Source organism: Bacillus sp. 22190 (assembly GCF_052045575.1).
GTDB classification, from domain to species: Bacteria; Bacillota; Bacilli; order Bacillales; family Bacillaceae; genus Bacillus; species Bacillus altitudinis.
On record NZ_JBQEPF010000002.1, the window covers coordinates 172,210 to 194,547 of the forward strand.

The following is a 22,338-nucleotide window of genomic DNA, read 5'->3' on the forward strand; positions in this document are numbered from 1 at the left end:
TCACGAGAGGAGAATCATTGTGTCAATGAAAGGGAAGGTCAGTCTCGTCCTATGTGTACTTGCGATCGTCATCGGTATCGCTGCGTTTTATCATAACCAGCAAGCAAGCGGGACAGAGAGGAAAAAAGTAGAACAAGATGCGAGCTACAAACAAGTTGAAATTGTCACACTTGTGAATGACGGGAAATTCATGAGATATGCTGTCAACTATCCGCTGTTTCATCAAGAAAAACTAGATCAGGAGATCAAAAGATTTGCAGAGACAGCGTTAGAAAAGTTTAAAACATCATTTAGTCAAGCGAGTGATGTCAATGAAGAAAAACGATACGAATTAAACATCGATTATGAGATCATTCATTATGCCAAGCAAACCGTCGCAATCAAATTCAATACATATGAAGTGAAGGGCGGAAAGCAAGGCGTCAATCAAACGAAGGTGATGAACTTTGATTTCAAGAAACAGACATTTTTATCAATCAACGATATCTTTCTATCAAAGAAGGACAATCTTCAAAAATTATCTCATATGACTTTTGAGGAATTAAAAAAAGATCGAACGCTAGCTGAAAATCAGCCGCTGCTCAAACAGGGAACGTCTCCTGTGGCGAAGAATTATCAGTATTTTGCCATCAAGGATCGCTATATCGAATTCTACTTTCCAAGAGGACAAATCGCTCCAAATCATCAAGGCCCTCAAGTGTTAGCGATTAAGAAAACACTACTGACAGGAATATTAAAACCTGAATATATTAAGAAAGAATTGAACAAAAACGAGAAAAAAGAACCGATTCCAACAAGAAAGATTGTGAAATTGCCAAAACCATCCACATTTCATCCAAATCAAAAAGCCATTGCACTCACATTTGATGATGGGCCCAATCCATCAACGACCTCAAAAATTTTAACAGCATTAAAAGAGAACAAAGGACATGCTACATTTTTTGTATTAGGCAGCAGGGTTCAGTATTATCCCGATATGTTAAGTGAAATCAGAAAGGGTGGAAATGAAATTGGAAACCATTCCTATAACCACCCTTTGCTTACAAGACTTCCTTTAAAACAAGCGGTCAAACAAGTAGAAGACACGCAGCAAATCATTGAAAAAGCGAGCGGGTTCACACCGACTCATTTTAGACCACCATATGGCGGGACAAACGGGCAAATCAACGAAGCTCTTCACATGAAAGTGACCCTTTGGGATGTGGATCCTGAAGACTGGAAATATCGAAACAGCCAATACGTCGCAGACTACATTCTAGCCCATGCATCTAGCGGTGAAACGGTCTTAATGCACGACATCTATGACACTTCAGCCAACGCAGCCGTCACGATTATCAAAGAACTCACCAAACAGGGATATCAATTATTGACGGTATCTGAGCTTGAGCAGTGGAAGGAAGCGCGTGAGAAGAGAAATGAGCCGAATAGGTAATACCCCTTTTGGTGTGAATCTTAGTGGATTCGCATCTTTTTTTAAGCAGGTCATGAAAATAAAGGGAAAATCTGTTAAGGTGAATATGAAGGGGGACTTCAAGTGGTATTGATAAGGTTTATTAGCCTCATTATGCTGACAGTAGTTGGTTTGGCTTTTGTCATAAACAATGTACCTGGTTTGATGCTGCCTATCTATATTCTCGCGATGATCGGGCTTATGTTCTGTCTCGGTCATATTGCGCTCCATTATCTACAGCGGATCAGATATATGTTATGTGATGAGAAACAATTGAAAGAGAATCAAATAAACAAACCTCCCGCTAAATGAAGGAGGTTTTTTACTTGTCGTTTTTCAATGATTTTCTCGTTTGACTCCTTGAATTGTCTCAAAAGAGAGACGATGTTCCTCGTAAAGCTGATTTGGACAATCAGCAAGAGCATAATGATCCACGAGCTAAGCCCTCCAATCTTTCGTAACAAGGATACAGTATAATGAGAAAAGATTGATATGAACAGCTCGTTTTATATTTTCGACAATGGGTGAGGAGGATTCAGTTGAAGAGAGTAGACGTGGTGTCAGCTTTGATTTATGACATGGATGAACATATTCTCATGGTGAAAAATGTGAAAGGTTATTGGGAGTTTCCCGGTGGTGCAGTGGAAAAAGGAGAACATCTGCAGCAAGCTGTGATCCGTGAGGTGAGAGAAGAAACAGGATATGTGATTAAAGTAAATGAACTTCATTCTGTTAGAGAAATACTTTTTCAAGATAACATGCATCATGCACTTATTTTTACGTTTTTTGCGGAAATCATCGGGGGAGAGATGAATATTCTAGATCCTGATCATGATATTGAAGAAGTAAAATGGGTAAGCACCCAAGATGCTGAAAAATTAAATCCACAGTTATTCAGCATGCTAAAATTAAATAAACAGACGCATGCATTTTACACATTTGAAGGAAAGAGAACAAGGGATCAATAAAACAAGGAGAGAATGGAATGTTTTTGTATTATGGACCAACCGGTGCTCCAGTGGAAAATCCGGGAGAAGAATGGATGAAAGAAATCTTCTTCCATAAGGATGAAGACTATTGGAAACAAGGGAATGGAGAATCTTCTATTGAAGTGGATGAAGATTGGGAAACGGAAAGTCTTGTTTTCTTTTATCATAAACCTTATGGCTTTTTTCTCATGAGATATCCAGATTTTTTGGTTCCTTTTAAAAAAGTAGAGAAGATAGAAACGATCAAGCATGTCGTTGCAGGCGCACCATTGTATGTACCTTCATGCAGCTACGTCGATCGACATCAAGCTTATGAAATCGTTCAACATTTTCTAAAAACAAAATCGATACCTGATAGTGTTGAATGGGTGGAGTTGAGGGCGATTGATTTTCAGCAAGGTCTGTAAAGTTTTACGAGGAACGAGAAGGAGAATAAAATGTGTCGTTTAGATGATACCATGCATGTACATGTTGGCTATTACGAACATGGTCTTGATTTTGAAGGGGTGTTTTTTAAGAGTTTAGAAACAGGAAAGTGGCAATTATTTTTTGATCATACATGGTATGGGATCACGCTTTTAAAGCAGTATGAACAATATGAAGATTTAGGGCTGTTGATTGGCGAGTATTCTATTGAAGATGACAAAATTGAAGGTGAAGGAAATCAGTTGTTTGAGCGTTTTTTAAAAGAAAACGGGATATTGAAGTCAATGGAGTGAACAGATATCTCTTAGCCTTTAGAGTATTTTTAAATCTAATAAGGGTCAGTCTTATATAAGAAACAAAGAATGGTCAAAATAAAAAAACAGACCTAATGTGGTCTGTTTTTTTATCAACCCAAAATGAATGGATTTTTTTACATCTTTCAAATCATTTCCCCTTCTCCCGCTTCCGTTTCTCCTTCTCCGCCCGGTAAAACTCATGAAACATCTTCATCAGCGCTCGCTTCTCAATCCGAGAGACATAACTCCGCGATATGCCAAGTTCTTTGGCTATTTCCCGCTGCGTTTTCTCTTTCTTTAAGTCCAAACCGAACCGGCCGACGATGACTTCTTTTTCCCGGCCGTCGAGAATGTCGATATATTCTTTTACTTTTTCAAGCTCCATGTTGAGCTGAATGGTATCAATCACGTCTTCATTTTCTGATTTTAAGACGTCAATTAATGAAATTTCATTACCTTCTTTATCCTGACCGATGGGGTCATGCAGAGAGACGTCCTTTTTTGTTTTTTTAAGTGCGCGTAAATGCATGAGGATTTCATTTTCAATACACCGCGCCGCATAAGTTGCCAGCTTTGTTCCTTTTCCAGAGGAATAGCTTTCGATGGCTTTAATGAGTCCGATCGTCCCGATGGAGATGAGGTCTTCAGCGTCTTCCCCGGTATTTTCAAATTTCTTGACAATATGGGCGACGAGCCGAAGGTTATGTTCAATCAGCATGTTTCTTGCGTGTTCATCGCCCTCTGCCATGAGGGCTAAGTATTTTTTCTCATCATCTCCCGAAAGGGGTTGTGGAAAGGCATTGTTTTTGACATAGGACACTAAAAACACCAATTCTTTGACCATCAATCCCATCGCTGTAAATACTCCTGCCACGATTTTCACCTCCACCATGTTTAGGCCGCTGCCTATATCCTCAAATGTATGTGAAGGAAGGATTGTCTGTGTCTGTACGATGAAAAAATCATCTTATTTGAAAGAAACGTGCTTCTGTGGGTATGTTTTTGCTGCACATCTCATATGTTTGCGGTTTCTTTGCGGTGCTTGGCGGTCTAGAAGCGTGCTAAAATATGTAATATTAGACCGAAAAGGAAGGGGTTTTTTCGGAACATGGGGAAGGTTCTTTCTTCACATGTCGGTATGAAAATTAATGAATGGTATCGAATGATACGGCAGTTCAGTGTTCCAGATGCGGAAATCTTGAAAGCAGAAGTAGAAGCGGAAATTGAACGTATGGAAGAGGACCAGCATTTACTGATTTATTATCAGCTCATGTGTTTTCGACACCAAATTATGCTCGACTATATACACCCTTCAAAATATCAACCTTTCTCAGTATCTAACCTTGTCGATAAAATCGAAAATTCCAATCATGAGTTATCTGATATGCTGCATTATTACCATGCATTTTTTCGTGGCATGCATGAGTTCAGTCAAAAAGAATATTTGGAGGCCGTCAAATATTATCGTATGGCAGAAAAACAGCTGTCTATGGTATTTGATGATATTGAGCAGGCCGAGTTTCATTTTAAAGTAGCAGAAGCCTACTATATAATGAAACAAACGCATGTCTCCATGCACCATATTTTAAAAGCGCTTGAAATATACGATCAGCATGATGCATATTCCATTCGCATTATTCAGTGCCTCTTTGTCATCTCGGGAAATTATCAAGATTTAAAACGTAAAGATCGAGCACTGCCTCACTTGAAAAAGGCGAAACAACTCGCATCCGTAATTGATCACCCGCGCATTTATAGCTCAGCGCTCTATAATTTAGGGAAATGTTATGGGGAGTTAGGTTATCGAGAAGAAGCAGAACGATATTTAACCGAATCGGCTGACCTCGCCAAAAAAGAGCTGCTTCCCACGCTGCCTCATACACTTTATACACTGGCCAAGCTGCTTTTTAGACAAAATGAGCAGACTGAAGCAAGGCGCATATTAGAGGATGGGAAATTGGCCGCAAAGAAGCATGAAGACCAGCTGTTCTGTCATATGTTTGAGTATCTGGATGCTTTATATGTTCAGGAAATCAATGAAGAACAACTGCAAAAAACCATTGATTATTTGGAAAAACTTAGCCTATACTCTTATATAGAGGATATCTCACTAGAAATTGCGACAGCCTTAGAAACCTCTCAACAATACCAGAAATCCAACCAGTATTATCAAAAATTGCTATGGGCTCAAAATCAAATCCAAGAAGGAGAGTGTCTGTATGAATTCTAAGCAACGTTCGACAGTTGAAGAGAGAAACCAAACGTGAGACAAAAAGCGGGCCTAATGGGCCGGCTTTTTTTATGTGAAAAAGAAGCGTAAACGATCACGAAACTTGAATGAATTCATCAGAAAGCGGGCAATTTAATGTGTAATGATGTTCTGTGGAGGCGGTCTGATGAAAGGGTTGCATATCTTGTTATGTATATTGGTATTATGCGCTTTTGTTCCTGATAACATAGAGGCGCGTACATTAAAAAGAATCGACCTAGAAAAAACGGGACGAGCCTTTTGGGACATGAGAGAGGAACGGAAAAAGATTGCGTTAACCTTTGATGATGGGCCTCATCCGGTATACACAAGTCAAATACTAGATGTACTAAGAGAGCATGAAGTGAATGCCAGCTTTTTTGTCATCGGAAGCCGTATTCATGCATATCCCCTCCTCGCAGAGCGGATTGTGAGCGAAGGAAATGAGCTTGGCAATCACACGATGAACCATACGTATTTTGACCTTTTGTCATCGAAAGAAATCAAGCGAGAATTAAAAGAATCAGCGGCTCATATCGCTTCTCTCCAGCCTGGCGGACCCTTATTATTTCGTCCTCCGGGCGGGCGCTTGACGATGAAGTCATTCCGCATTCTTTCTAAGCAAGGATACGATGTCGTGATGTGGTCCTTTACGCAAGATCCGAAGGACTGGTCAAGGCCAGGTGCACACAAAATTGCCAGCCGTATTATTGAGAATATTCAGGGCGGTGATATCATCCTTTTACATGATGGCGGAGGAAATCGTAAGCAGACAGTAGAAGCGCTGAAACAAGTCGTACCTGAACTAAAGAAGAGGGGCTATGAGTTTGTGAAAGTGAGCGAACTGCTGCACCATGACAGAGATTATCTGCCGGTTCAATTACAATAAGAAACAGTCATTCATTGAAACCAAAAGTCTTGTCGTTTACTATATGAAGAGGGCTTTTGGAGGTGAATGTTGTGAAGAAATTTGTTTTCCTTTTTATCCTGATATGTGTTGCTGCTGGGTGCTCGAAGCAGGCGCAGGAAAGTGTCATTGCATTTGGTGACAGTAACACAAGAGGATCGAACTGGGATTTTCGAGATTATCCCACATCTGAAAAATGGGTGAATCTCATGAAAAATGTCGAGCGCGGCCAAATCAAGGTACAGAATGCTGGAATTGGCGGGCAGACAACGGAAGATGCGAAGCTGCGCTTTGAGCAGGATATTTTAAAACCAAAACCAACTTACGTCCTCATCATGTTCGGTACAAATGATGCGGCGATTCTAGACGGGAAACATCCCCGTGTGACCAAAAAACGATTTAAAGAAAACTTATCCTACTTCATTTCTGAAAGTAGAAAAGAGGGAATTACCCCGATCCTCATGACGTGCGTGCCTGTGGTGGAAGGAGGCAAAAAGGGCTTGTATTATTATTCTAGATATAAGTCATCTTATTTTGCTGAGAGAGGCGGGGCGAGAGCTTGGCAAAACTCATACAATGACATCACAAGACAAGTAGCTGAAAAACAGCAAGTGCCGCTTGTCGACAATTGGAAAGCGTTCATCCGAGAAGCAGGTGAAGATAGTGACAACGCCTTGATTCAGTCTGGCCTCATTGACCCTTCTGGCAATCATATGACACCAAAAGGGGCAAGAATCATTTATAACGAAATCAAAGAGCGTGATGTCATTAAACATTTTTAAATGCAGGCCATCTGCCTAAACAAGACGATCCATCCAGCATAGTCTAACAGTATATCTTCTTAGAAGGAGGTAACTGATATGTGGGGATGTCCTTATCCTTACCCTGCGTGTTCGCCTTATCCAGCTCAAGGAGCAGGAATCGGTTACGCTTTTCTTGTTGTGTTCCTTGTCGTCATTTTGGTCGTAGGTGGAGGGTTATGGTTTTGGAATGAACAGCCTTGCAAATAAGACACCTCTTCTTTGATCAGAAGGGGTGTTTTTTACGGAAAATAGTAGTAAGCCTATAGCGCAAGTGATATAATATCAGTCACCTGAGTTTAAAAAAGGAGAGTGCTCGGGAGGCATGGTTCCTGGATATATGGAATTAAGAGGAAACAGAGAGCATATGCCCGAGCGAACGTCTTTTCATTTCTGTCTCAATTAATTCAATGAAGTCGCGATTTAAGTTCATTTCATTTGCTTTATAATACGATTCTATAAGTAAATCATCTGACAGCTTTTTCATACTAGAAACCCATATGATGGGAAAAACACCTCCCCTGAAAAAGTTGGCATAAAACTTGAGGAAAAGACATATCATCATAGGTTGATCGAATGTCTTTGAAGTACCTTTAATCTACCATGAATGGGAAACAAGAACAATCGTTCTGTTATCCACATGGTTAAGTGGATAACTTGTGGGTAGAGTGTTTATAATTGAATGAAAGCGTGATGAAATATAGGTGGATAATGTGTGTAAAATTATCCACACCTGTTGAAGGTCCTCATCATATGTCGAAAACTTTTTCATTGTATTCGATAGACAGACAAATTGTGATTTGATTCGACACAATCGCTGAAAAACCAATGGAAGAAAGGGTGCAAATTGTGCTAAAGAAGTATTTCTTACCGGATGAATTTGTGAAAAGTATTTTCCACATTTCGCCGCAAAAACTAAAAGAACGAAATGTAAAAGGAATTATTACGGATTTAGATAACACACTAGTAGAATGGGATCGTCCAAGTGCGACCCCGCGTTTAATTGAATGGTTTCAAGAGATGAAAGATCACGGGATACAGGTGACGATTGTATCGAACAATAATGAAAAAAGGGTCAAGCTTTTTTCTGAGCCGGTTCATATCCCGTTTATTTATAAAGCGAGAAAACCGATGGGAAGAGCCTTTAATAAGGCCGTCGCTGATATGCAATTGAAGAAAGAAGATGTGGTTGTCATTGGCGATCAGCTTATGACAGATGTGCTTGGCGGAAACAGGCATGGCTTCCATACCATTTTGGTTGTACCTGTTGCGGCATCGGACGGATTTTTCACGAAGTTTAACAGGCAGATTGAACGCAGAATTTTAGGAGCCTTAAAGCGTAAGGGCCACATTCAGTGGGAGGAAGAGTAATAATGGAAAAGGTTGTTTGTATTGGCTGCGGTGTAGCCATTCAGACGGAAGATAAAGATCAATTAGGATATGCGCCGGCAGCATCTCTATTGAAAGAAGATGTGATCTGTCAGCGCTGTTTTAGGTTAAAGAACTACAATGAAATTCAGGATGTATCTTTAACAGAAGACGACTTTTTAAATATTTTACACAGCATTGGCGAGACTGATTCTTTGATCGTCAAGCTCGTTGATATTTTTGACTTTAACGGAAGCTGGATTAATGGACTGAGCCGTATTGTTGGTGGTAATCCCATTTTACTGGTCGGCAACAAGGTAGATATTTTACCGAAATCCGTGAAAAAAGACCGTCTTGTTCAATGGATGAAGCGGGAAGCAAAAGAAAATGGGCTCAATCCGATTGATGTGTTTTTAATCAGTGCGAGCAGAGGACAAGGTGTGCCTGAGGTTATGGAGGCCATTGATCATTACCGTGAGGGCAGAAATGTCTATGTTGTCGGCTGTACAAATGTTGGGAAATCAACATTTATTAACCGCATTATCAAAGAGGTGTCTGGAGAAGAGAATGTGATCACCACATCCCAATACCCAGGGACAACACTTGATGCGATTGAAATCCCGCTTGATGACGGGTCTGCTTTATTCGATACACCGGGGATCATCAACCGCCATCAAATGGCGCACTATGTCGGCAAAAATGACTTAAAGATTTTAACGCCGAAAAAAGAATTGAAACCGAGAACGTTCCAGTTAAATGAAGCTCAAACGCTTTACTTTGGCGGACTGGCTCGATTTGATTATGTAAAAGGCGGCAGAACATCCTTTGTTTGCTACATGCCTAATGAACTCAACATTCACAGGACAAAGTTGGAGAATGCAGATGAGTTATATGAAAAGCATGCAGGTGAGCTGCTTTCACCGCCATCAAAAGAGGGAATGGAAGATTTCCCGCCGCTCGTTCCGCACACTTTCACCATCGATCAGCCAAAAATGGACATTGTCTTTTCAGGATTAGGCTGGGTGACGGCAAATGATGCTGGGAAACAAATCAAAGTGTATGCGCCAAAAGGTGTGCACGTGTTTATGAGACGTTCGTTAATTTAAATGTTCAGAGGGGGAGAGACCTTGAAACCTTTATACGGAGTAATCGGTAACCCTGTTGGCCATTCAATGTCTCCAGATATTCATAATGCAGCATTAAAGGATGCTGGAATTGATGGACATTATCATGGCTTTCAAGTAGAAAATGATGACCTGAAAGATGCGATTAGCGGCATGAAAGCGTTAGGAATCAGCGGCATTAACGTCACTGTTCCGCACAAGGTAGAAATCATGAAGTACCTCGACAAAATTGATGTGACAGCTGAACGCCTTGGTGCCGTCAATACGGTGCGTCTCGAAGGAGATCAGCTCGTTGGGTACAATACAGATGGAGAAGGCTTTCTTCATTCATTGCTTGAAGCGTTGGATCAGCCGTTATCAGAGCTGTCATTTCTCCTGCTTGGTGCTGGTGGAGCAGCAAGAGCGATTTACACGACAATTGCTGAGTATGCACCGAAACAATTTGATATCGCCAACCGCACGATTGAAAAAGCTGAGGCTTTAATTGAAAGTGCCGATGGGAAAATCACATCTCGTGCCATTGCATTAAATACAGCAGAAGAGCGGCTTGGGGAATATGATGTCATCATCCATACGACCTCAATTGGTATGTATCCGAATGTTGAAGAAACCCCCATTTCTTTAGCGAACGCAAAAAAAACAGCGGTCGTTTGTGATATTGTGTATAATCCAATAGAAACAAAGCTGCTAAGCGAAGCAGCCGGGTTAGGTTTGAAAACAGTCGATGGCGTCGGCATGTTTGTTGGTCAGGCGGTAAGAGCCTTTGAACTGTGGACGGGCATTACACCTGACGCCCGAAAAATGAAGTCAATTGTCATAGAGAAATTAGGAGGAACACCATGTTAAAAGGTAAGCAAAAACGTTTTTTACGTGCGCAAGCACATCATTTATCACCTATTTTTCAAGTTGGAAAAGGCGGGGTAAATGACAATATGGTCAAGCAAATTTCCGAGGCGCTTGAAGCAAGAGAACTTTTGAAAGTCAGCGTATTGCAAAACTGCGACGAGGACAAAACAGAGGTTGCAAAAGCACTTGTAAAAGGTGCAAAAGCTGAACTCGTTCAAACGATCGGAAATGTGATTGTCCTTTATAAGGAATCAAAGGAAAATAAACAAATTAAGCTGCCGTAAAGGTGGATATGATATGAAAAAAATAGGATTGTTCGGCGGTACGTTTGATCCCCCGCACAATGGGCATTTGCTGATGGCAAGTGAGGTGCGTTTCCAAGTAGGGCTTGATGAAATTTGGTTTATCCCAAATCACAAGCCCCCTCATAAAACGGGCCGAAAACGAGCAGAGAGTCATCACCGCATAAAAATGGTGGAAAAAGCGATTCAGACAAATCCTCATTTTCGAGTTGAGCTTATTGAAATGGAGCGGGAGGGCCCATCTTATACAGTAGATACGGTTGAGCTGTTGAAGAAGCGCCATCCTGAAGATGAGTTCTTTTTTATGATTGGAGCGGACATGGTCGAGTATTTGCCGAAATGGCACAGAATCGATGATTTGCTTCAGATGATCACCTTTATTGGGATGAAAAGACCAGGTTATGAAGGAAATACGGCGTATCCTCTTTTGTTTGCAGATGTTCCGGCTTTTGATGTATCATCGACATTGATTAGGCAGCGAATGAAGCAGGGGCAACCTGTTGATTATTTGATTCCGAAAGCGGTTGAGTGTTATATAAAGGAGCATCATTTATATGAATCGTGAAGAAGCTTTAAACTGTGTCAAACAGCAGTTAACAGAGCATAGATATACACATACAATTGGGGTAATGGAGACGGCCATTTCATTAGCTGAACGTTTTGGTGCAGATGTGAAAAAAGCAGAGGTCGCGGCTATTTTCCACGATTATGCTAAATTTAGACCGAAAGAAGAAATGAAGGGCATCATCCAGCAAGAACAGATGAACCCTCTATTGCTTAAATATTCACCTGAGCTTTGGCATGCCCCAGTTGGTGCCTATTTGGTCAAAAAAGAAGTTGGAATTGACGACCAAGATATTTTAACAGCCATTGAATTCCATACGTCCGGCAGACCGAACATGACATTGCTTGAAAAAGTTATTTATGTCGCCGACTATATAGAGCCAGGACGCCATTTTCCTGGTGTAGAGGAAGTAAGAGAGTTAGCAGAGCAGGATTTGGACCTTGCCTTGATTCAATCTTTAAAAAACACCGTCAGCTTTTTAATGAAAAAGAATCAGCCAGTTTTCCCAGATACACTTGCTACTTATAACTCACTTGTGCAAAAGAACAACTAAGGAGGAATTTTGATGGATGCATCATCAATTTTAAACATCGCAGCAGGAGCGTGCGATGATAAACGGGCAGAGGACATTATTGCCCTGAATATGCAAGGGATCTCACTTGTTGCAGATTATTTTCTCATTTGTCACGGGAATTCTGACAAACAAGTACAGGCCATTGCAAGAGAAGTGAAAAACCTTGCAGAAGAAGGCGGCATCGAAGTTAAAAAGATGGAAGGCTTTGACGAAGCAAGATGGGTCTTGATTGATTTAGGAGATGTCATTGCTCATGTGTTCCACAAAGAGGAAAGAGGATACTATAACTTAGAGAAGCTTTGGGGAGATGCGCCGAGAGAAACGCTTTCGCTTGGCATTAACTCATGATTTATCAAGGGTTTGCAGGTGTGTATGATGAGCTCATGACACATGCCCCTTATGATGAATGGGTTCAGTGGATACAGCGGCATATCAAGCCGAATAGTGCGATTATCGATGTAGGTTGTGGAACTGGAGAGATCTCTCTTCGGTTAGCTGCAAAAGGCCACATGGTCACAGGAATTGATCTAAGTGAAGAGATGCTGGCATTTGCGCAGCAAAAAGCACAGGCTCATAAGCAGTCTATTCAATTTTTACATCAAGATATGAGAGAACTTGAGGGGTTTGAACAAACTTTTCAAGCAGCGGTTATTTGCTGTGATTCTTTGAATTATCTAAAAAACGAAAATGACGTCAAAAAAACCTTTAAAAACATGTTTCAGCTTTTAGAGACAGGTGGGGTTTTATTGTTTGATGTTCATACCCCTTATAAAATGGAAGAGGTATTTCCTGGTTCTACTTATGCCGATCAAGATGAAGAAATCAGCTATATTTGGCAAAGTGATATAGGAGATCGTCCATTTTCGGTCATTCATGATTTAAGCTTTTTTGTAAAAGACGGAGACGTGTATGAGCGTTATGATGAAACGCACGAACAACGTACATTTCCTTTTGAGACATATGCAGCGTTCCTTGAGTCCGCTGGCTTTGAACAGATTGAAGTGACCGCTGATTTTACAAATGAAGCACCTCAGGAATGTGCAGAAAGATATTTTATTTCAGCGAAGAAACCAAAAACCATCGTTTAATGGACGATGGTTTTTTTAAAACCCTTTTTTCGCTTGTTGCGAAGATGTTTAATTTCTGAGATCATCAGTAAACACACTCGGTGGATATTGATGCGCAACCGCTTCTACATCCTCATCGAACTTGTCATGAGTGTTCTGGAAAAGCTGATGGAACATATCTTGAACACCTGCTTCAAGTGCTTTAATACCCTCGCCGGTGACGCCGCCTTTTACACACACCTTCTCTTGCAGTGTAGGCAGGGTATACACCCTTTTTTCAATCAAACGGCCAAGTCCTACAAGCATATCTTCTGATAAGGTGGTGGCTTCTTCTTTTGAAATATCTGTTTCTTCAACGGCGGCTTCGATCATTTTCTGAACAAGAAAGCTAATAAAGGCAGGACCGCAGCTGACAATATCTGAGGCTGCCCGTGTGATTGAATGATGAATTTCGATTGGTGTTGAAATGCGGGAAGCGAGTTGTCTGAGCGCTGCTTTTGTCGTGACATTGCATGATGAACCAAATGTTAAAAGTGATGCGCCTGATAATGCGCGGTTGGTGATGCTTGGGATCAGTCTGGCTGTTTGACAAGGAACAATATCTTGAAGCTGTTCAGGATGAACCGGACTTGTAATGATGACAATGGTTTGCTGTTCTTTTAAAAGTGGGCTCAGCTCTTTTAAAAGCGGATAAATATCAAGTGGTTTGACACAAACAAAGATGAAATCTTTATCCGTTACAGCTCCTGAAAGCTGTTTCGTCACTTCGACCTCTGGGTGATTCTTTTTTATATTGAACGCTTTTTCGATGGTCCGATTTGTAATGGTGATGGATGAGGGATTGACTGCTTTTGATTCAATAAATGCCTCAGTAAGTATGGTACCCATGTTTCCTGTACCGATTAACCCTATATTCAAACGTTCTCCCTCCTTAGACGCATAGGATCTGTTATCTTCTAAACAGTATGTGAAGCAGCGTGAAAATATGATTGAAAGAAGCGTGAACAAGTGAAGCAGCTCATTTCGTTGAAAAAATACAGTCTCTATCTGATAGCGGGAATCATCATCCTCCTCATCATCTGTTTCTGCTTTTTAGTAGGAAAAGAGAAAGACAGCGCCGAGCCAGGTGTATTGAAAGAACAACATGAAACGCAAGTCACATTAGAAGAAAAACAAGAGAGTGCAGAAAAAGAGCCAACATCCATCGTAGTAGAGGTCAAAGGAGCTGTACGGAAGCCGGGCGTTTATGCATTTATGGCTGAGGACAGAGTTGAAGAAGCCATTAAAAGAGCAGGTGGTTTTACGAGCAAGGCAGATACAGTTGACATCAATCAAGCAGCAAAATTAGAGGACAGTATGATGATTTATGTACGAAAGAAGGGGGAAGCTGACAAGCAGGGACAAACAGCAGCGGCTAATGCGCCGCCGGGAAATGAACAGAGTCAAGGGGTGAATGTCAATCAAGCTGATGCAGCGGAATTGCAGACCATTAACGGAATAGGCCCAGCCAAAGCGGAAGCCATCATTACGTATAGAGAAGAACATGGAGAATTTCAGCAAATTGAAGATTTACGGAATATTTCGGGTTTTGGAGAGAAGACCATTGAACGGCTGAAAAATCAACTGACGGTCAAGTAGAATTGACGGTATAGAAGAAAGGCATGTACACTTAATACCAACCATCATTCTGGAGGGATCAGCTCGTGGAGAGAATTTCATGGAATCAATATTTTATGGCTCAAAGCCATTTGCTTGCCTTGCGAAGCACCTGTGAGCGGCTAGCTGTTGGGGCAACGATCGTAAGAGACAAGCGCATCATCGCAGGTGGATATAATGGATCCATTGCCGGTGACGTGCATTGTGCAGATGTAGGATGCTATGTGATAGATCATCACTGCGTTCGTACAATCCATGCGGAGATGAACGCTATTTTACAATGTGCCAAATTTGGTGCACCAACGGCTGATGCTGAAATATATGTGACGCATTTTCCTTGTTTGCAGTGCTGTAAAGCGATTATTCAAGCAGGTATTCGAACAGTGTATTATGCGAAGGATTATAAAAATCATCCATATGCTGTTGATTTATTCGAACAAGCCGGAGTTCAAATAGAACAGGTTGAACTAGATGAGATGATTATTGACTTAAAAAACCAAGAAAAATTAGCCTTTGTTGCGGATTTAATAGGCAAACTAAGTGAATCAGGACGTAGCGAAACAGAGATTCGTCAAATGCATGAAAAGGCGAATCAATTATTTACTTCCTATGTCTAAGTATTTGCCGTTCGGGGCGATTTCAGCAGCTGCTGGAATTGCTCTGGCCGCATATCATCTTCATTTGTATTTTCTCCTTTTTCTTCTTGTATGTCTTCTTTTCAGTCTGCTGAAAAAAACACCCCAGCTCTTTTTAATGGTCAGTTTGTGTGGAACGATCTATATGCTCATTTTTATGGTGCATCAGTTTTTTGAAACGGATCATCCCATACAAGAAAAAGTATTTTCTCATTCGGTTGTGATTGAAACGATTCCGAAAATAGATGGCAATCGCTTTTCAGCGACTGTTTCATCAGAGAATGGTCGACTAGCGGCATTTTATACGATTCAAACGGAGCGTGAAAAAGAAGCGTTAAAAGATGTTGAGCCAGGTATGAGCTGTCATATGACAGGTGAGGTTCGGTTACCTAAACATGCTACCATACCGAATGGCTTTCAATATGATCAATTTCTAAAAACAAAAGGCATTGATGCTATTTTCTTAACGCAGTCTATGAAAAGCTGCACGAAACATGACAGTCCTTCACATGACCTTTCATCTATTAGGCAGAAGGGGCTGAAATTTCTAGAAGATCATGTCCCGAAGAGTTCTGTTGGGATTGTGCAGGCACTTATTTTTGGCGATCGTGATTTAATAGACCCTGATACATTAAGAGATTATCAAATGCTTGGCATCATTCATTTATTAGCCATTTCAGGACTTCATGTTCAAACATTGCTCGCTTGTCTATTTTGGTGTCTACTTCGCGCTGGCGTGACAAGAGAGACAGCGCGTATTCTTTTATTATCCTTTTTGCCGGTTTATGCTTGTTTAACAGGTGCTGCACCGTCTGTGTTAAGAGCCTGTCTCATGGCTGGAATTTATTTAGTCATCACAAGTCTGCCAAAAGAAATGAAACAGCCTTCTGCGGTCGTGTTAAGTGCAGCGTTCTTGCTTTTATTAGCCATTCAACCACTTTATATATTTGATGTCGGTTTTCAACTGTCATTTGTGGTGACCTTATTTATTTTGCTATCCACTAGTATTTTATCAAAAGCAAAAAGTTCGGTGATGCAGTTATTCCTCATTTCCTTGATTGCACAGCTTGCTTCGCTTCCTGTTCTTTTATATTATTTTCAACAATTTTCCTTGCTGAGTGTTCCTTTAAATATGATGTTTGTTCCTTTTTATACAATGGTTGTCATGCCTCTGTCCTTATTCTTTTTTCTTTTATCTATCATTTATCTTCCGCTTGGACAAACACTGTTTCAGCTGCTTGATTGGGTGATCCAGTTTAGTCATCAATTGTCTGCACACATGGCTGCTTACGATAGTCTTACTCTCATTTTTATGAAATCGACATGGTGGCATGTGCTCCTAGAGGTTTCCTCCATTGTTTTTCTATTCATTGTGATGGAATGTAAAACTTCTATCAAATCTTATCTTGTGCCGATTTTGATTCTCGTTTGTGTGCTGTCTGTACACTATTTCACGCCGAATTTTCTTCAAAAAGGAGAGGTCACGATGTTAGATGTAGGACAAGGGGATAGTTTGTTTATTCAGCTACCTTATCGAACCGGGCATATATTAGTTGATACAGGAGGCAGGCTTTCTTTTGAAGAAGAGCCATGGAAAAAAAGACGTAAAGTATCTACAATTGGGGATCAAACCCTTATTCCATTTCTGCATTCTAAAGGCATAGCAAAACTTGATGTCCTCATCCTTACCCACGCAGATCAAGATCACATGGGAGAAGCGATGCGGTTAATAAAGCGAAATAAAGTCAAACGCCTTGCAATCCCAAAAGGCTTTGCTCGAAATCCAGAGGATGCGCAGCTTTTAAAGGAAGCGGCTGATCAACGGATTCCTGTAGATGAGTTGGAAAGAGGGGATCAGCTGAGAATTGGAGGACAAAAATTTGACGTTCTGCATCCAGCTCGTGACCAGGTGACGAGTAAAAATAATGATTCACTGGTCCTCACCTTTACGCTTGGCGGCAAGCGTTTTATGCTGACTGGGGATCTTGAACAAGAAGGGGAACGAGACATCATTCAAGCTTACCCCAAGCTACGAGCGGATGTCTTGAAGGTTGGGCATCACGGGAGTAAAGGATCAACAAGTGAAGAATGGCTTCAGCATTTGAATCCGTCATATGCACTGATTTCAGCAGGTGAACGAAATCGGTATCTGCATCCTCATCAAGAAGTTTTGAAAAAATTAAATGATCATCAAACAAGGGTGTATCGTACAGATATCGATGGAAGTGTGACCTATGAATTTCTTGAAGAGGATGGAACATTTTACGCTCATCCTCCATATGATATCTTACAAAATCAATAAAAAAACTGCCAAAACGGCAGTCATCTTGCATTCATGTAGTTAAGATCCAACGAGGTGTATCACAGTTGCCAAAATAAACATTGAGGCGAAAAATCCGAATGTGACGATAAAACCAACAGCTGAGTCGGTCACATCATTCCGCTTGCTTTGAACATTCTTTTCAAATTCATTCATTTTCATCCCTCCTGGCTATTTTTAGTATACTTGAACTCATTTGGAATTGCTAGAAGGTAAAGTAACCGTTTTCCATTTTCATGATCATTTTGTGAATATCGTCTGACTGTAAGCTGACCCGGGAGCTTACGTGAGACGTTTACTATAAATGAGGAGGCGGCACTTTCAGCTTCCTCTTTACTAATGTCTCTACACACTTTAGGATAGAGGAGGAAGTGAAAGAGAGGGATTTAAGCGAATGGTCTTTGAAGTATGGAACAATTTAAAAAAAGGGGATATTCACCCCGTTTATTGCTTATATGGAAAAGAAACGTATTTACTTCAAGAGACAGCTGCAAAATTGAGACAAGCTGTCGTCGACGAAGAAACAAAGGATTTTAATTACTCTGTCTTCGATATGGAAGAGGTGCCGCTTGAGCAGGCTGTGACGGACGCAGAAACATTTCCGTTTATGGGAGAGCGGCGTCTCGTTGTGATCAAGAACCCTTATTTCCTCACTGCAGAAAAGAAAAAAGAAAAGATCGAGCATCAGCTTTCTGTGTTAGAAGCTTATTTAGAAAAGCCAGCACCCTACACGATTCTCGTGTTATTGGCCCCATATGAAAAACTGGACGAACGTAAGAAAATCACCAAATTGTTAAAAAAGAAAGCGGCTGTAGTTGAGGCGAAAGAGTTAAATCCGAAAGAAACAACAGATTTCACCATCACGCTGGTGAAAACAGAAGGAAAAACAATCTCGGCTGAAGCGGCAGAACAGCTTGTCATGTTATGTGGCGGGAGCCTGTCCTCACTTTTTCAAGAGGTTCGAAAGCTAAGTACATATATTGGGCAGCGAGAGGAAATTGAGCTGGCGGATGTCAATCAGCTCGTTGCACGAAGTTTGGAGCAGAATATTTTCGAACTGATTAACCAAATCGTGAACAGGCGCCGGTCTGAAGCGATGCAAATGTTTTATGACCTCCTAAAGCAAAATGAGGAACCCATTAAAATATTGGCACTCATTTCAAATCAATTTCGGTTGATATTGCAGACAAAGTACTTTGCTCAGCAGGGATACGGGCAAAAACAAATTGCGTCAAACCTGAAAGTCCACCCTTTTCGGGTCAAACTCGCGATGGATCAGGCAAGACTGTTTTCAGAAGAAGAGCTAAAGTACATCGTCAAAGAGCTCTCCACGATTGATTATGAAATGAAAACGGGTAAAAAGGACAAGCAGCTATTATTAGAATTGTTCCTGCTTCGGTTATTAGGGGCTTGAACATAAAAAAACGACCTTCTCAAAAGAGGGTCGTTTTTGTTTAGATGTATAATTGCCAGTCTGTCCTTATGGCTGAGCCGTTCAGGACGGACGTACAGTTAAACAGGTGCCTCATCACTGAGGCGTTGCAAACATTATGCAGAAAGTCCGTTTACTTGTTTCGCAAGTCTTGATTTGTAACGCGCAGCTGCGTTTTTGTGTACAAGACCAGTTTTAACGGCTTTGTCAATGCGTTTTGCAGCAGAAGAAAGAGCAGCTTTTGCTTGCTCAGCATCGTTGTTAGCTACAGAAACTTCAACTTGTTTAATCGCAGTACGCATCGCAGACTTGATTGTTGCGTTGTGTGCACGGCGTTCGTTATTCGTTTTTGTACGTTTGATCGCTGATTTAATATTTGGCATGTGTTTCACCTCCTAAGATACAACCTAAACACAATTGTCTTAAGGTTAAATCTTCACAATAGAACAAATTGTATTCTATCAAACACACCTTTAGAATGCAATATAAATGTAAAGTATTTTTCATTGATGAAGCGCTCGAATGTTTCTTGAACGAGATGGAAAGACTACTGTTAATTACTTGATGGAAGGAGCCTTTTCATGAAGAAACAGAAACTCGATTTAAGCGCTTATCAAATCCGGACCGATTTGGCCGTTGAAACAAAAGAGATACTAGAACAAGAGAACGATCCGAATGTGGTCAAAAAGGACGGTATTCAAGGAATTGTTGAGAATGAGAAGGAAGAGCACGGCATCCGCATCCGCACTGTGGAGATTACGACAGAAGGAGAAGAGTTGACCGGAAAAAAGGCAGGGACATACTTGACGCTTGAGGCGCAAGGAATTCGTGAGAAAGACTCTGAGATGCAAGAAAAAGTGGTCGAAGTTTTTGCCCATCATTTTGCTCAGTTTTTAAAAGATCACGGCATTCAGGCGGATGCGAGCTGTCTTGTCGTAGGACTCGGAAACTGGAATGTCACGCCGGATGCTTTAGGGCCGCTCACAGTTGAAAATTTGCTGGTGACACGCCACTTATTTGAATTACAGCCTGAGAATGTGCAGGAAGGCTATCGCCCAGTGTCTTCATTATCGCCTGGAGTCATGGGACTGACTGGTATAGAAACAAGTGACATTATACAAGGTGTCATTGAACGATCTAAACCAGATTTTGTGATCGCCATCGATGCACTAGCTGCACGTGCAGTAGAACGGGTGAATACGACAATTCAAATTTCTGATACAGGTATACATCCAGGATCGGGTGTCGGAAATAAACGAAAAGAATTAAGCAAAGAGACCTTGGGGATTCCAGTCATTGCCATTGGTGTACCGACAGTGGTCGATGCAGTCACGATCGCAAGTGACACGATTGATTACGTGTTAAAGCATTTTGGTAGAGAACTGAAAGATGATAGACCTTCCCGATCTTTAGTACCAGCGGGTCTGACATTTGGGAAGAAAAAAGTGCTGAATGAAGAGGATTTACCAGATGATGAAACGCGTCAATCCTTTTTAGGAATCGTCGGAACGCTTCCTGAAGAAGAAAAAAGACAGTTGATCCATGAGGTGCTTGCACCGCTTGGACAAAATCTAATGGTCACACCGAAGGAAGTGGATACATTCATTGATGACATGGCGAACGTACTCGCCAATGGGTTAAATACAGCACTTCATCAAAAAATCTCTCAAGACAACATGGGTTCCTATAATCATTAAACAGTTCTACTTTCTCTAGCTCGCTCATAGTGTAATTACTAGAAAGCGTGCTGGAGGGAGTAAATCATGAAAAAAAGACCTCGCCGTCCTCGACAGTTGGTCGTTGCGATTAATGGAACAAAAGTAGTGAAGAGTATTTTTTTGTTTATTGTCTCTCTGGTGGTTGTGTTTGTCATGTCAGGGGCTTTGACGTCTTTAAAACCTGAGCTTAGGCCTCAAGCATCATTATATGGTGTGGCAGATGAGCTGTCAGGGGCATTCTTTGCAACTCTAATGGGGATGGAAAATCAATATTTTTCCTCAGCAGTCCCTGAAGATCAAAAAGGATTTCATTTCTCCGGGCTGTCACTCAAACTTGCCACAAGTATCAATTTAGAAGACCCCCGCAGTTTTCTAGGAAGAGAGCTGCCAGGCTTTGAACATTTTGATACAAAAATCATCCTAGCAGGTGAAGGTACAGACTATACGAATATGCCAATGGAATCGCCGCCTCCAAGTGAAGTCATCAAAGATGAAAAAGAAGCAAATCTAGCTGAGCTGGACAAGCTTGATGAAGATGAACCGAAAACGCCTGCAAAAGAGCCGGACCAGTCGACAGGAAAACGAAAAGCTGTATACATTTATCACACACATAATACGGAATCATATTTACCATTTTTAAAAGGAGAAACAAACCCAAACAATGCGCGCCACTCAAAAGTGAACGTCACCCTTGTCGGGGAGATGTTTGGTAAAGCGCTCGATCAGCAAGGAATCGGCAACACAGTGGATAAAACAGAAATTGAAAAAAGACTGCTGAAAAAAGGGTTGAAGTATCCTCAATCATATAATGAATCCAGATTGGTTGTAAAAGAGGCTCTCGCTAAAAATGATGACCTAGATTACTTAATCGATATTCACCGGGATTCAAGAAGAAAGAAAGATACGACAGTAGAAATCAAAGGCAAGAAATATGCGAGAATCGCGTTTGTTGTAGGGAAGAAGAATCAAAGCTATGAGAAAAACTTAAAGCTGGCGACAGAGTTCCACCATTTGATGGAGAAAAAATATAAAGGACTTAGTGTCGGTGTGTTTGCCAAAGGAGAAATTGGTGATAATGGAATCTATAATCAAGATTTATCTGACAAAGCCCTCCTATTAGAATTTGGCGGTGTGGATAATAATATGGAAGAACTGAAAAACGCATCCAATGCAGCAGCTGATGTGTTCAGTGAAATTTTCTGGGACGCAGAAAAGGTAGACGGCAAAGCAAAGGATGAGAAAAAACGGTCTTAAGGTGGTGGAGGACATGGGCTCATTTATCGGAAAAACCATTATTTTATCGCTCGTATTGCTATTCGGTGTCTTTTTAGGAATGCAGCAAGCTAATAATGGCATGCTTCAAATGAAAGGGTATCATGATCCGCAATTAAAAGGGGCCTTCACTGTCCAAACGAATGATGATCAAGAAAAAGAAGCTTCTATCCTCGGAACAGCTGTCACACAAAAAGACTTAGCAGAAAAACAAAAGCAGCTAGAAGAAATGGAGAGCTTTAATGCCTTCTCTAAGGCCGGAAAAGCATTATCAGAAGGTATGACGCATGCAGCCCGTACACTTTATGATTGGGTGAATGGTAAATAAACTGTTGTAAGCATC

General features: G+C 41.1%; 29 protein-coding genes. 24 read left to right on the forward strand and 5 right to left on the reverse strand.

Features of this window, described 5'->3' with window-relative positions; translation table 11 throughout:
* The first annotated feature begins 19 nt into the window (after nt 1-19).
* The 5 genes from ACTJKA_RS03730 (at nt 20) to ACTJKA_RS03750 (ending at nt 3,158) form a co-directional block, all read left to right on the forward strand.
* On the forward strand, nt 20-1,432 hold the full coding sequence (locus ACTJKA_RS03730; RefSeq protein WP_440607631.1) for a polysaccharide deacetylase family protein: 1,413 nt from the start codon (nt 20-22) through the stop codon (nt 1,430-1,432).
* A gap of 102 nt (nt 1,433-1,534) precedes the next feature.
* Complete coding sequence (locus tag ACTJKA_RS03735; RefSeq protein ID WP_035390884.1) at nt 1,535-1,762, forward strand: hypothetical protein; 228 nt, start codon at nt 1,535-1,537, stop codon at nt 1,760-1,762.
* A gap of 227 nt (nt 1,763-1,989) precedes the next feature.
* Nucleotides 1,990-2,418, forward strand: a complete 429-nt coding sequence (locus tag ACTJKA_RS03740; RefSeq protein WP_008342538.1) for an NUDIX hydrolase — start codon at nt 1,990-1,992, stop codon at nt 2,416-2,418.
* 17 nt (nt 2,419-2,435) lie between these two features.
* Entirely contained in the window at nt 2,436-2,846 is a 411-nt protein-coding gene (locus tag ACTJKA_RS03745; protein ID WP_440607632.1) for an Imm1 family immunity protein, read from the forward strand.
* Between the two features lie 30 nt (nt 2,847-2,876).
* On the forward strand, nt 2,877-3,158 hold the full coding sequence (locus tag ACTJKA_RS03750; RefSeq protein WP_336750320.1) for a DUF3986 family protein: 282 nt from the start codon (nt 2,877-2,879) through the stop codon (nt 3,156-3,158).
* A 151-nt stretch (nt 3,159-3,309) separates the two neighbouring features.
* Here the strand turns inward: ACTJKA_RS03750 and sigK are convergent, their stop codons facing one another.
* A complete protein-coding gene (sigK, locus tag ACTJKA_RS03755; protein WP_058014952.1) occupies nt 3,310-4,038 on the reverse strand; it encodes an RNA polymerase sporulation sigma factor SigK in 729 nt (242 codons plus the stop codon).
* A 231-nt stretch (nt 4,039-4,269) separates the two neighbouring features.
* Between sigK and ACTJKA_RS03760 the strand changes: the two genes are divergently transcribed.
* The 4 genes from ACTJKA_RS03760 (at nt 4,270) to ACTJKA_RS03775 (ending at nt 7,326) form a co-directional block, all read left to right on the forward strand.
* Entirely contained in the window at nt 4,270-5,391 is a 1,122-nt protein-coding gene (locus tag ACTJKA_RS03760; RefSeq protein ID WP_249668935.1) for an aspartate phosphatase, read from the forward strand.
* Nucleotides 5,392-5,557: 166 nt separating this feature from the next.
* Nucleotides 5,558-6,298 carry a polysaccharide deacetylase family protein gene (locus ACTJKA_RS03765; protein WP_336749893.1) on the forward strand — a complete coding sequence of 247 codons (741 nt, stop codon included), beginning with the start codon at nt 5,558-5,560 and terminating at the stop codon, nt 6,296-6,298.
* 71 nt (nt 6,299-6,369) lie between these two features.
* The gene (locus ACTJKA_RS03770) at nt 6,370-7,098 is read left to right on the forward strand and encodes an SGNH/GDSL hydrolase family protein (protein ID WP_025207653.1); all 729 of its coding nucleotides are present in this window, start codon (nt 6,370-6,372) and stop codon (nt 7,096-7,098) included.
* A 78-nt stretch (nt 7,099-7,176) separates the two neighbouring features.
* Entirely contained in the window at nt 7,177-7,326 is a 150-nt protein-coding gene (locus ACTJKA_RS03775) for a hypothetical protein (protein ID WP_003217499.1), read from the forward strand.
* 136 nt (nt 7,327-7,462) lie between these two features.
* Here the strand turns inward: ACTJKA_RS03775 and ACTJKA_RS03780 are convergent, their stop codons facing one another.
* Complete coding sequence (locus ACTJKA_RS03780) at nt 7,463-7,603, reverse strand: sporulation histidine kinase inhibitor Sda (RefSeq protein WP_003217327.1); 141 nt, start codon at nt 7,601-7,603, stop codon at nt 7,463-7,465.
* 362 nt (nt 7,604-7,965) lie between these two features.
* Here ACTJKA_RS03780 and ACTJKA_RS03785 point away from each other — a divergent pair, with 362 nt between their 5' ends.
* Genes ACTJKA_RS03785 through ACTJKA_RS03820 form a run of 8 tightly spaced genes read left to right on the forward strand, consistent with a single transcriptional unit; the run spans nt 7,966 to nt 12,983 of the window.
* Entirely contained in the window at nt 7,966-8,487 is a 522-nt protein-coding gene (locus tag ACTJKA_RS03785; protein ID WP_008356191.1) for a YqeG family HAD IIIA-type phosphatase, read from the forward strand.
* Between the two features lie 2 nt (nt 8,488-8,489).
* Nucleotides 8,490-9,590 (forward strand): ribosome biogenesis GTPase YqeH, encoded by a 1,101-nt coding sequence (yqeH, locus tag ACTJKA_RS03790; protein ID WP_440607633.1) that lies wholly within the window; start codon nt 8,490-8,492, stop codon nt 9,588-9,590.
* 21 nt (nt 9,591-9,611) lie between these two features.
* Nucleotides 9,612-10,454 (forward strand): shikimate dehydrogenase, encoded by an 843-nt coding sequence (aroE, locus tag ACTJKA_RS03795; protein ID WP_008342509.1) that lies wholly within the window; start codon nt 9,612-9,614, stop codon nt 10,452-10,454.
* Nucleotides 10,448-10,738, forward strand: coding sequence for a ribosome assembly RNA-binding protein YhbY (gene yhbY, locus ACTJKA_RS03800; RefSeq protein WP_008342507.1), 291 nt, complete (start codon nt 10,448-10,450; stop codon nt 10,736-10,738). The genes aroE and yhbY overlap by 7 nt, the downstream gene beginning before the upstream one ends.
* A 13-nt stretch (nt 10,739-10,751) precedes the next feature.
* The gene (locus ACTJKA_RS03805) at nt 10,752-11,321 is read left to right on the forward strand and encodes a nicotinate-nucleotide adenylyltransferase (RefSeq protein ID WP_440607634.1); all 570 of its coding nucleotides are present in this window, start codon (nt 10,752-10,754) and stop codon (nt 11,319-11,321) included.
* Nucleotides 11,311-11,874, forward strand: coding sequence for a bis(5'-nucleosyl)-tetraphosphatase (symmetrical) YqeK (yqeK, locus tag ACTJKA_RS03810; RefSeq protein ID WP_017358029.1), 564 nt, complete (start codon nt 11,311-11,313; stop codon nt 11,872-11,874). Before ACTJKA_RS03805 ends, yqeK begins: the two co-directional genes overlap by 11 nt.
* Nucleotides 11,875-11,886: 12 nt before the next feature.
* Entirely contained in the window at nt 11,887-12,243 is a 357-nt protein-coding gene (rsfS, locus tag ACTJKA_RS03815; protein ID WP_326115787.1) for a ribosome silencing factor, read from the forward strand.
* The gene (locus ACTJKA_RS03820; protein ID WP_341041945.1) at nt 12,240-12,983 is read left to right on the forward strand and encodes a class I SAM-dependent DNA methyltransferase; all 744 of its coding nucleotides are present in this window, start codon (nt 12,240-12,242) and stop codon (nt 12,981-12,983) included. Before rsfS ends, ACTJKA_RS03820 begins: the two co-directional genes overlap by 4 nt.
* Before the next feature lie 48 nt (nt 12,984-13,031).
* Here the strand turns inward: ACTJKA_RS03820 and comER are convergent, their stop codons facing one another.
* The gene (gene comER, locus ACTJKA_RS03825) at nt 13,032-13,880 is read right to left on the reverse strand and encodes a late competence protein ComER (RefSeq protein WP_008342498.1); all 849 of its coding nucleotides are present in this window, start codon (nt 13,878-13,880) and stop codon (nt 13,032-13,034) included.
* Between the two features lie 90 nt (nt 13,881-13,970).
* Here comER and ACTJKA_RS03830 point away from each other — a divergent pair, with 90 nt between their 5' ends.
* The 3 genes from ACTJKA_RS03830 (at nt 13,971) to ACTJKA_RS03840 (ending at nt 17,555) form a co-directional block, all read left to right on the forward strand.
* Nucleotides 13,971-14,600, forward strand: a complete 630-nt coding sequence (locus ACTJKA_RS03830; RefSeq protein ID WP_440607635.1) for a helix-hairpin-helix domain-containing protein — start codon at nt 13,971-13,973, stop codon at nt 14,598-14,600.
* Between the two features lie 65 nt (nt 14,601-14,665).
* Nucleotides 14,666-15,235, forward strand: a complete 570-nt coding sequence (locus ACTJKA_RS03835) for a ComE operon protein 2 (protein ID WP_099496617.1) — start codon at nt 14,666-14,668, stop codon at nt 15,233-15,235.
* Nucleotides 15,228-17,555 (forward strand): DNA internalization-related competence protein ComEC/Rec2, encoded by a 2,328-nt coding sequence (locus ACTJKA_RS03840; protein WP_440607643.1) that lies wholly within the window; start codon nt 15,228-15,230, stop codon nt 17,553-17,555. The genes ACTJKA_RS03835 and ACTJKA_RS03840 overlap by 8 nt, the downstream gene beginning before the upstream one ends.
* Before the next feature lie 39 nt (nt 17,556-17,594).
* Here ACTJKA_RS03840 and ACTJKA_RS03845 read toward each other — a convergent pair whose 3' ends face one another.
* Entirely contained in the window at nt 17,595-17,729 is a 135-nt protein-coding gene (locus ACTJKA_RS03845; RefSeq protein WP_008342491.1) for a YqzM family protein, read from the reverse strand.
* 238 nt (nt 17,730-17,967) lie between these two features.
* Between ACTJKA_RS03845 and holA the strand changes: the two genes are divergently transcribed.
* On the forward strand, nt 17,968-18,987 hold the full coding sequence (gene holA / locus ACTJKA_RS03850; protein WP_017358025.1) for a DNA polymerase III subunit delta: 1,020 nt from the start codon (nt 17,968-17,970) through the stop codon (nt 18,985-18,987).
* Between the two features lie 134 nt (nt 18,988-19,121).
* On the opposite strand, the gene rpsT is transcribed toward holA, so the two are convergent.
* Nucleotides 19,122-19,388, reverse strand: a complete 267-nt coding sequence (gene rpsT / locus ACTJKA_RS03855) for a 30S ribosomal protein S20 (RefSeq protein WP_008342485.1) — start codon at nt 19,386-19,388, stop codon at nt 19,122-19,124.
* A 198-nt stretch (nt 19,389-19,586) separates the two neighbouring features.
* On the opposite strand from rpsT, the gene gpr reads away from it, so the two are divergent.
* From gpr to ACTJKA_RS03870, 3 genes are all read left to right on the forward strand, one after another.
* Complete coding sequence (gene gpr / locus ACTJKA_RS03860) at nt 19,587-20,702, forward strand: GPR endopeptidase (protein ID WP_440607636.1); 1,116 nt, start codon at nt 19,587-19,589, stop codon at nt 20,700-20,702.
* Nucleotides 20,703-20,768: 66 nt separating this feature from the next.
* Entirely contained in the window at nt 20,769-21,977 is a 1,209-nt protein-coding gene (locus ACTJKA_RS03865; protein WP_050827433.1) for a stage II sporulation protein P, read from the forward strand.
* Between the two features lie 13 nt (nt 21,978-21,990).
* Nucleotides 21,991-22,323, forward strand: a complete 333-nt coding sequence (locus ACTJKA_RS03870; RefSeq protein ID WP_017367631.1) for a YqxA family protein — start codon at nt 21,991-21,993, stop codon at nt 22,321-22,323.
* Nucleotides 22,324-22,338 lie beyond the last annotated feature (15 nt).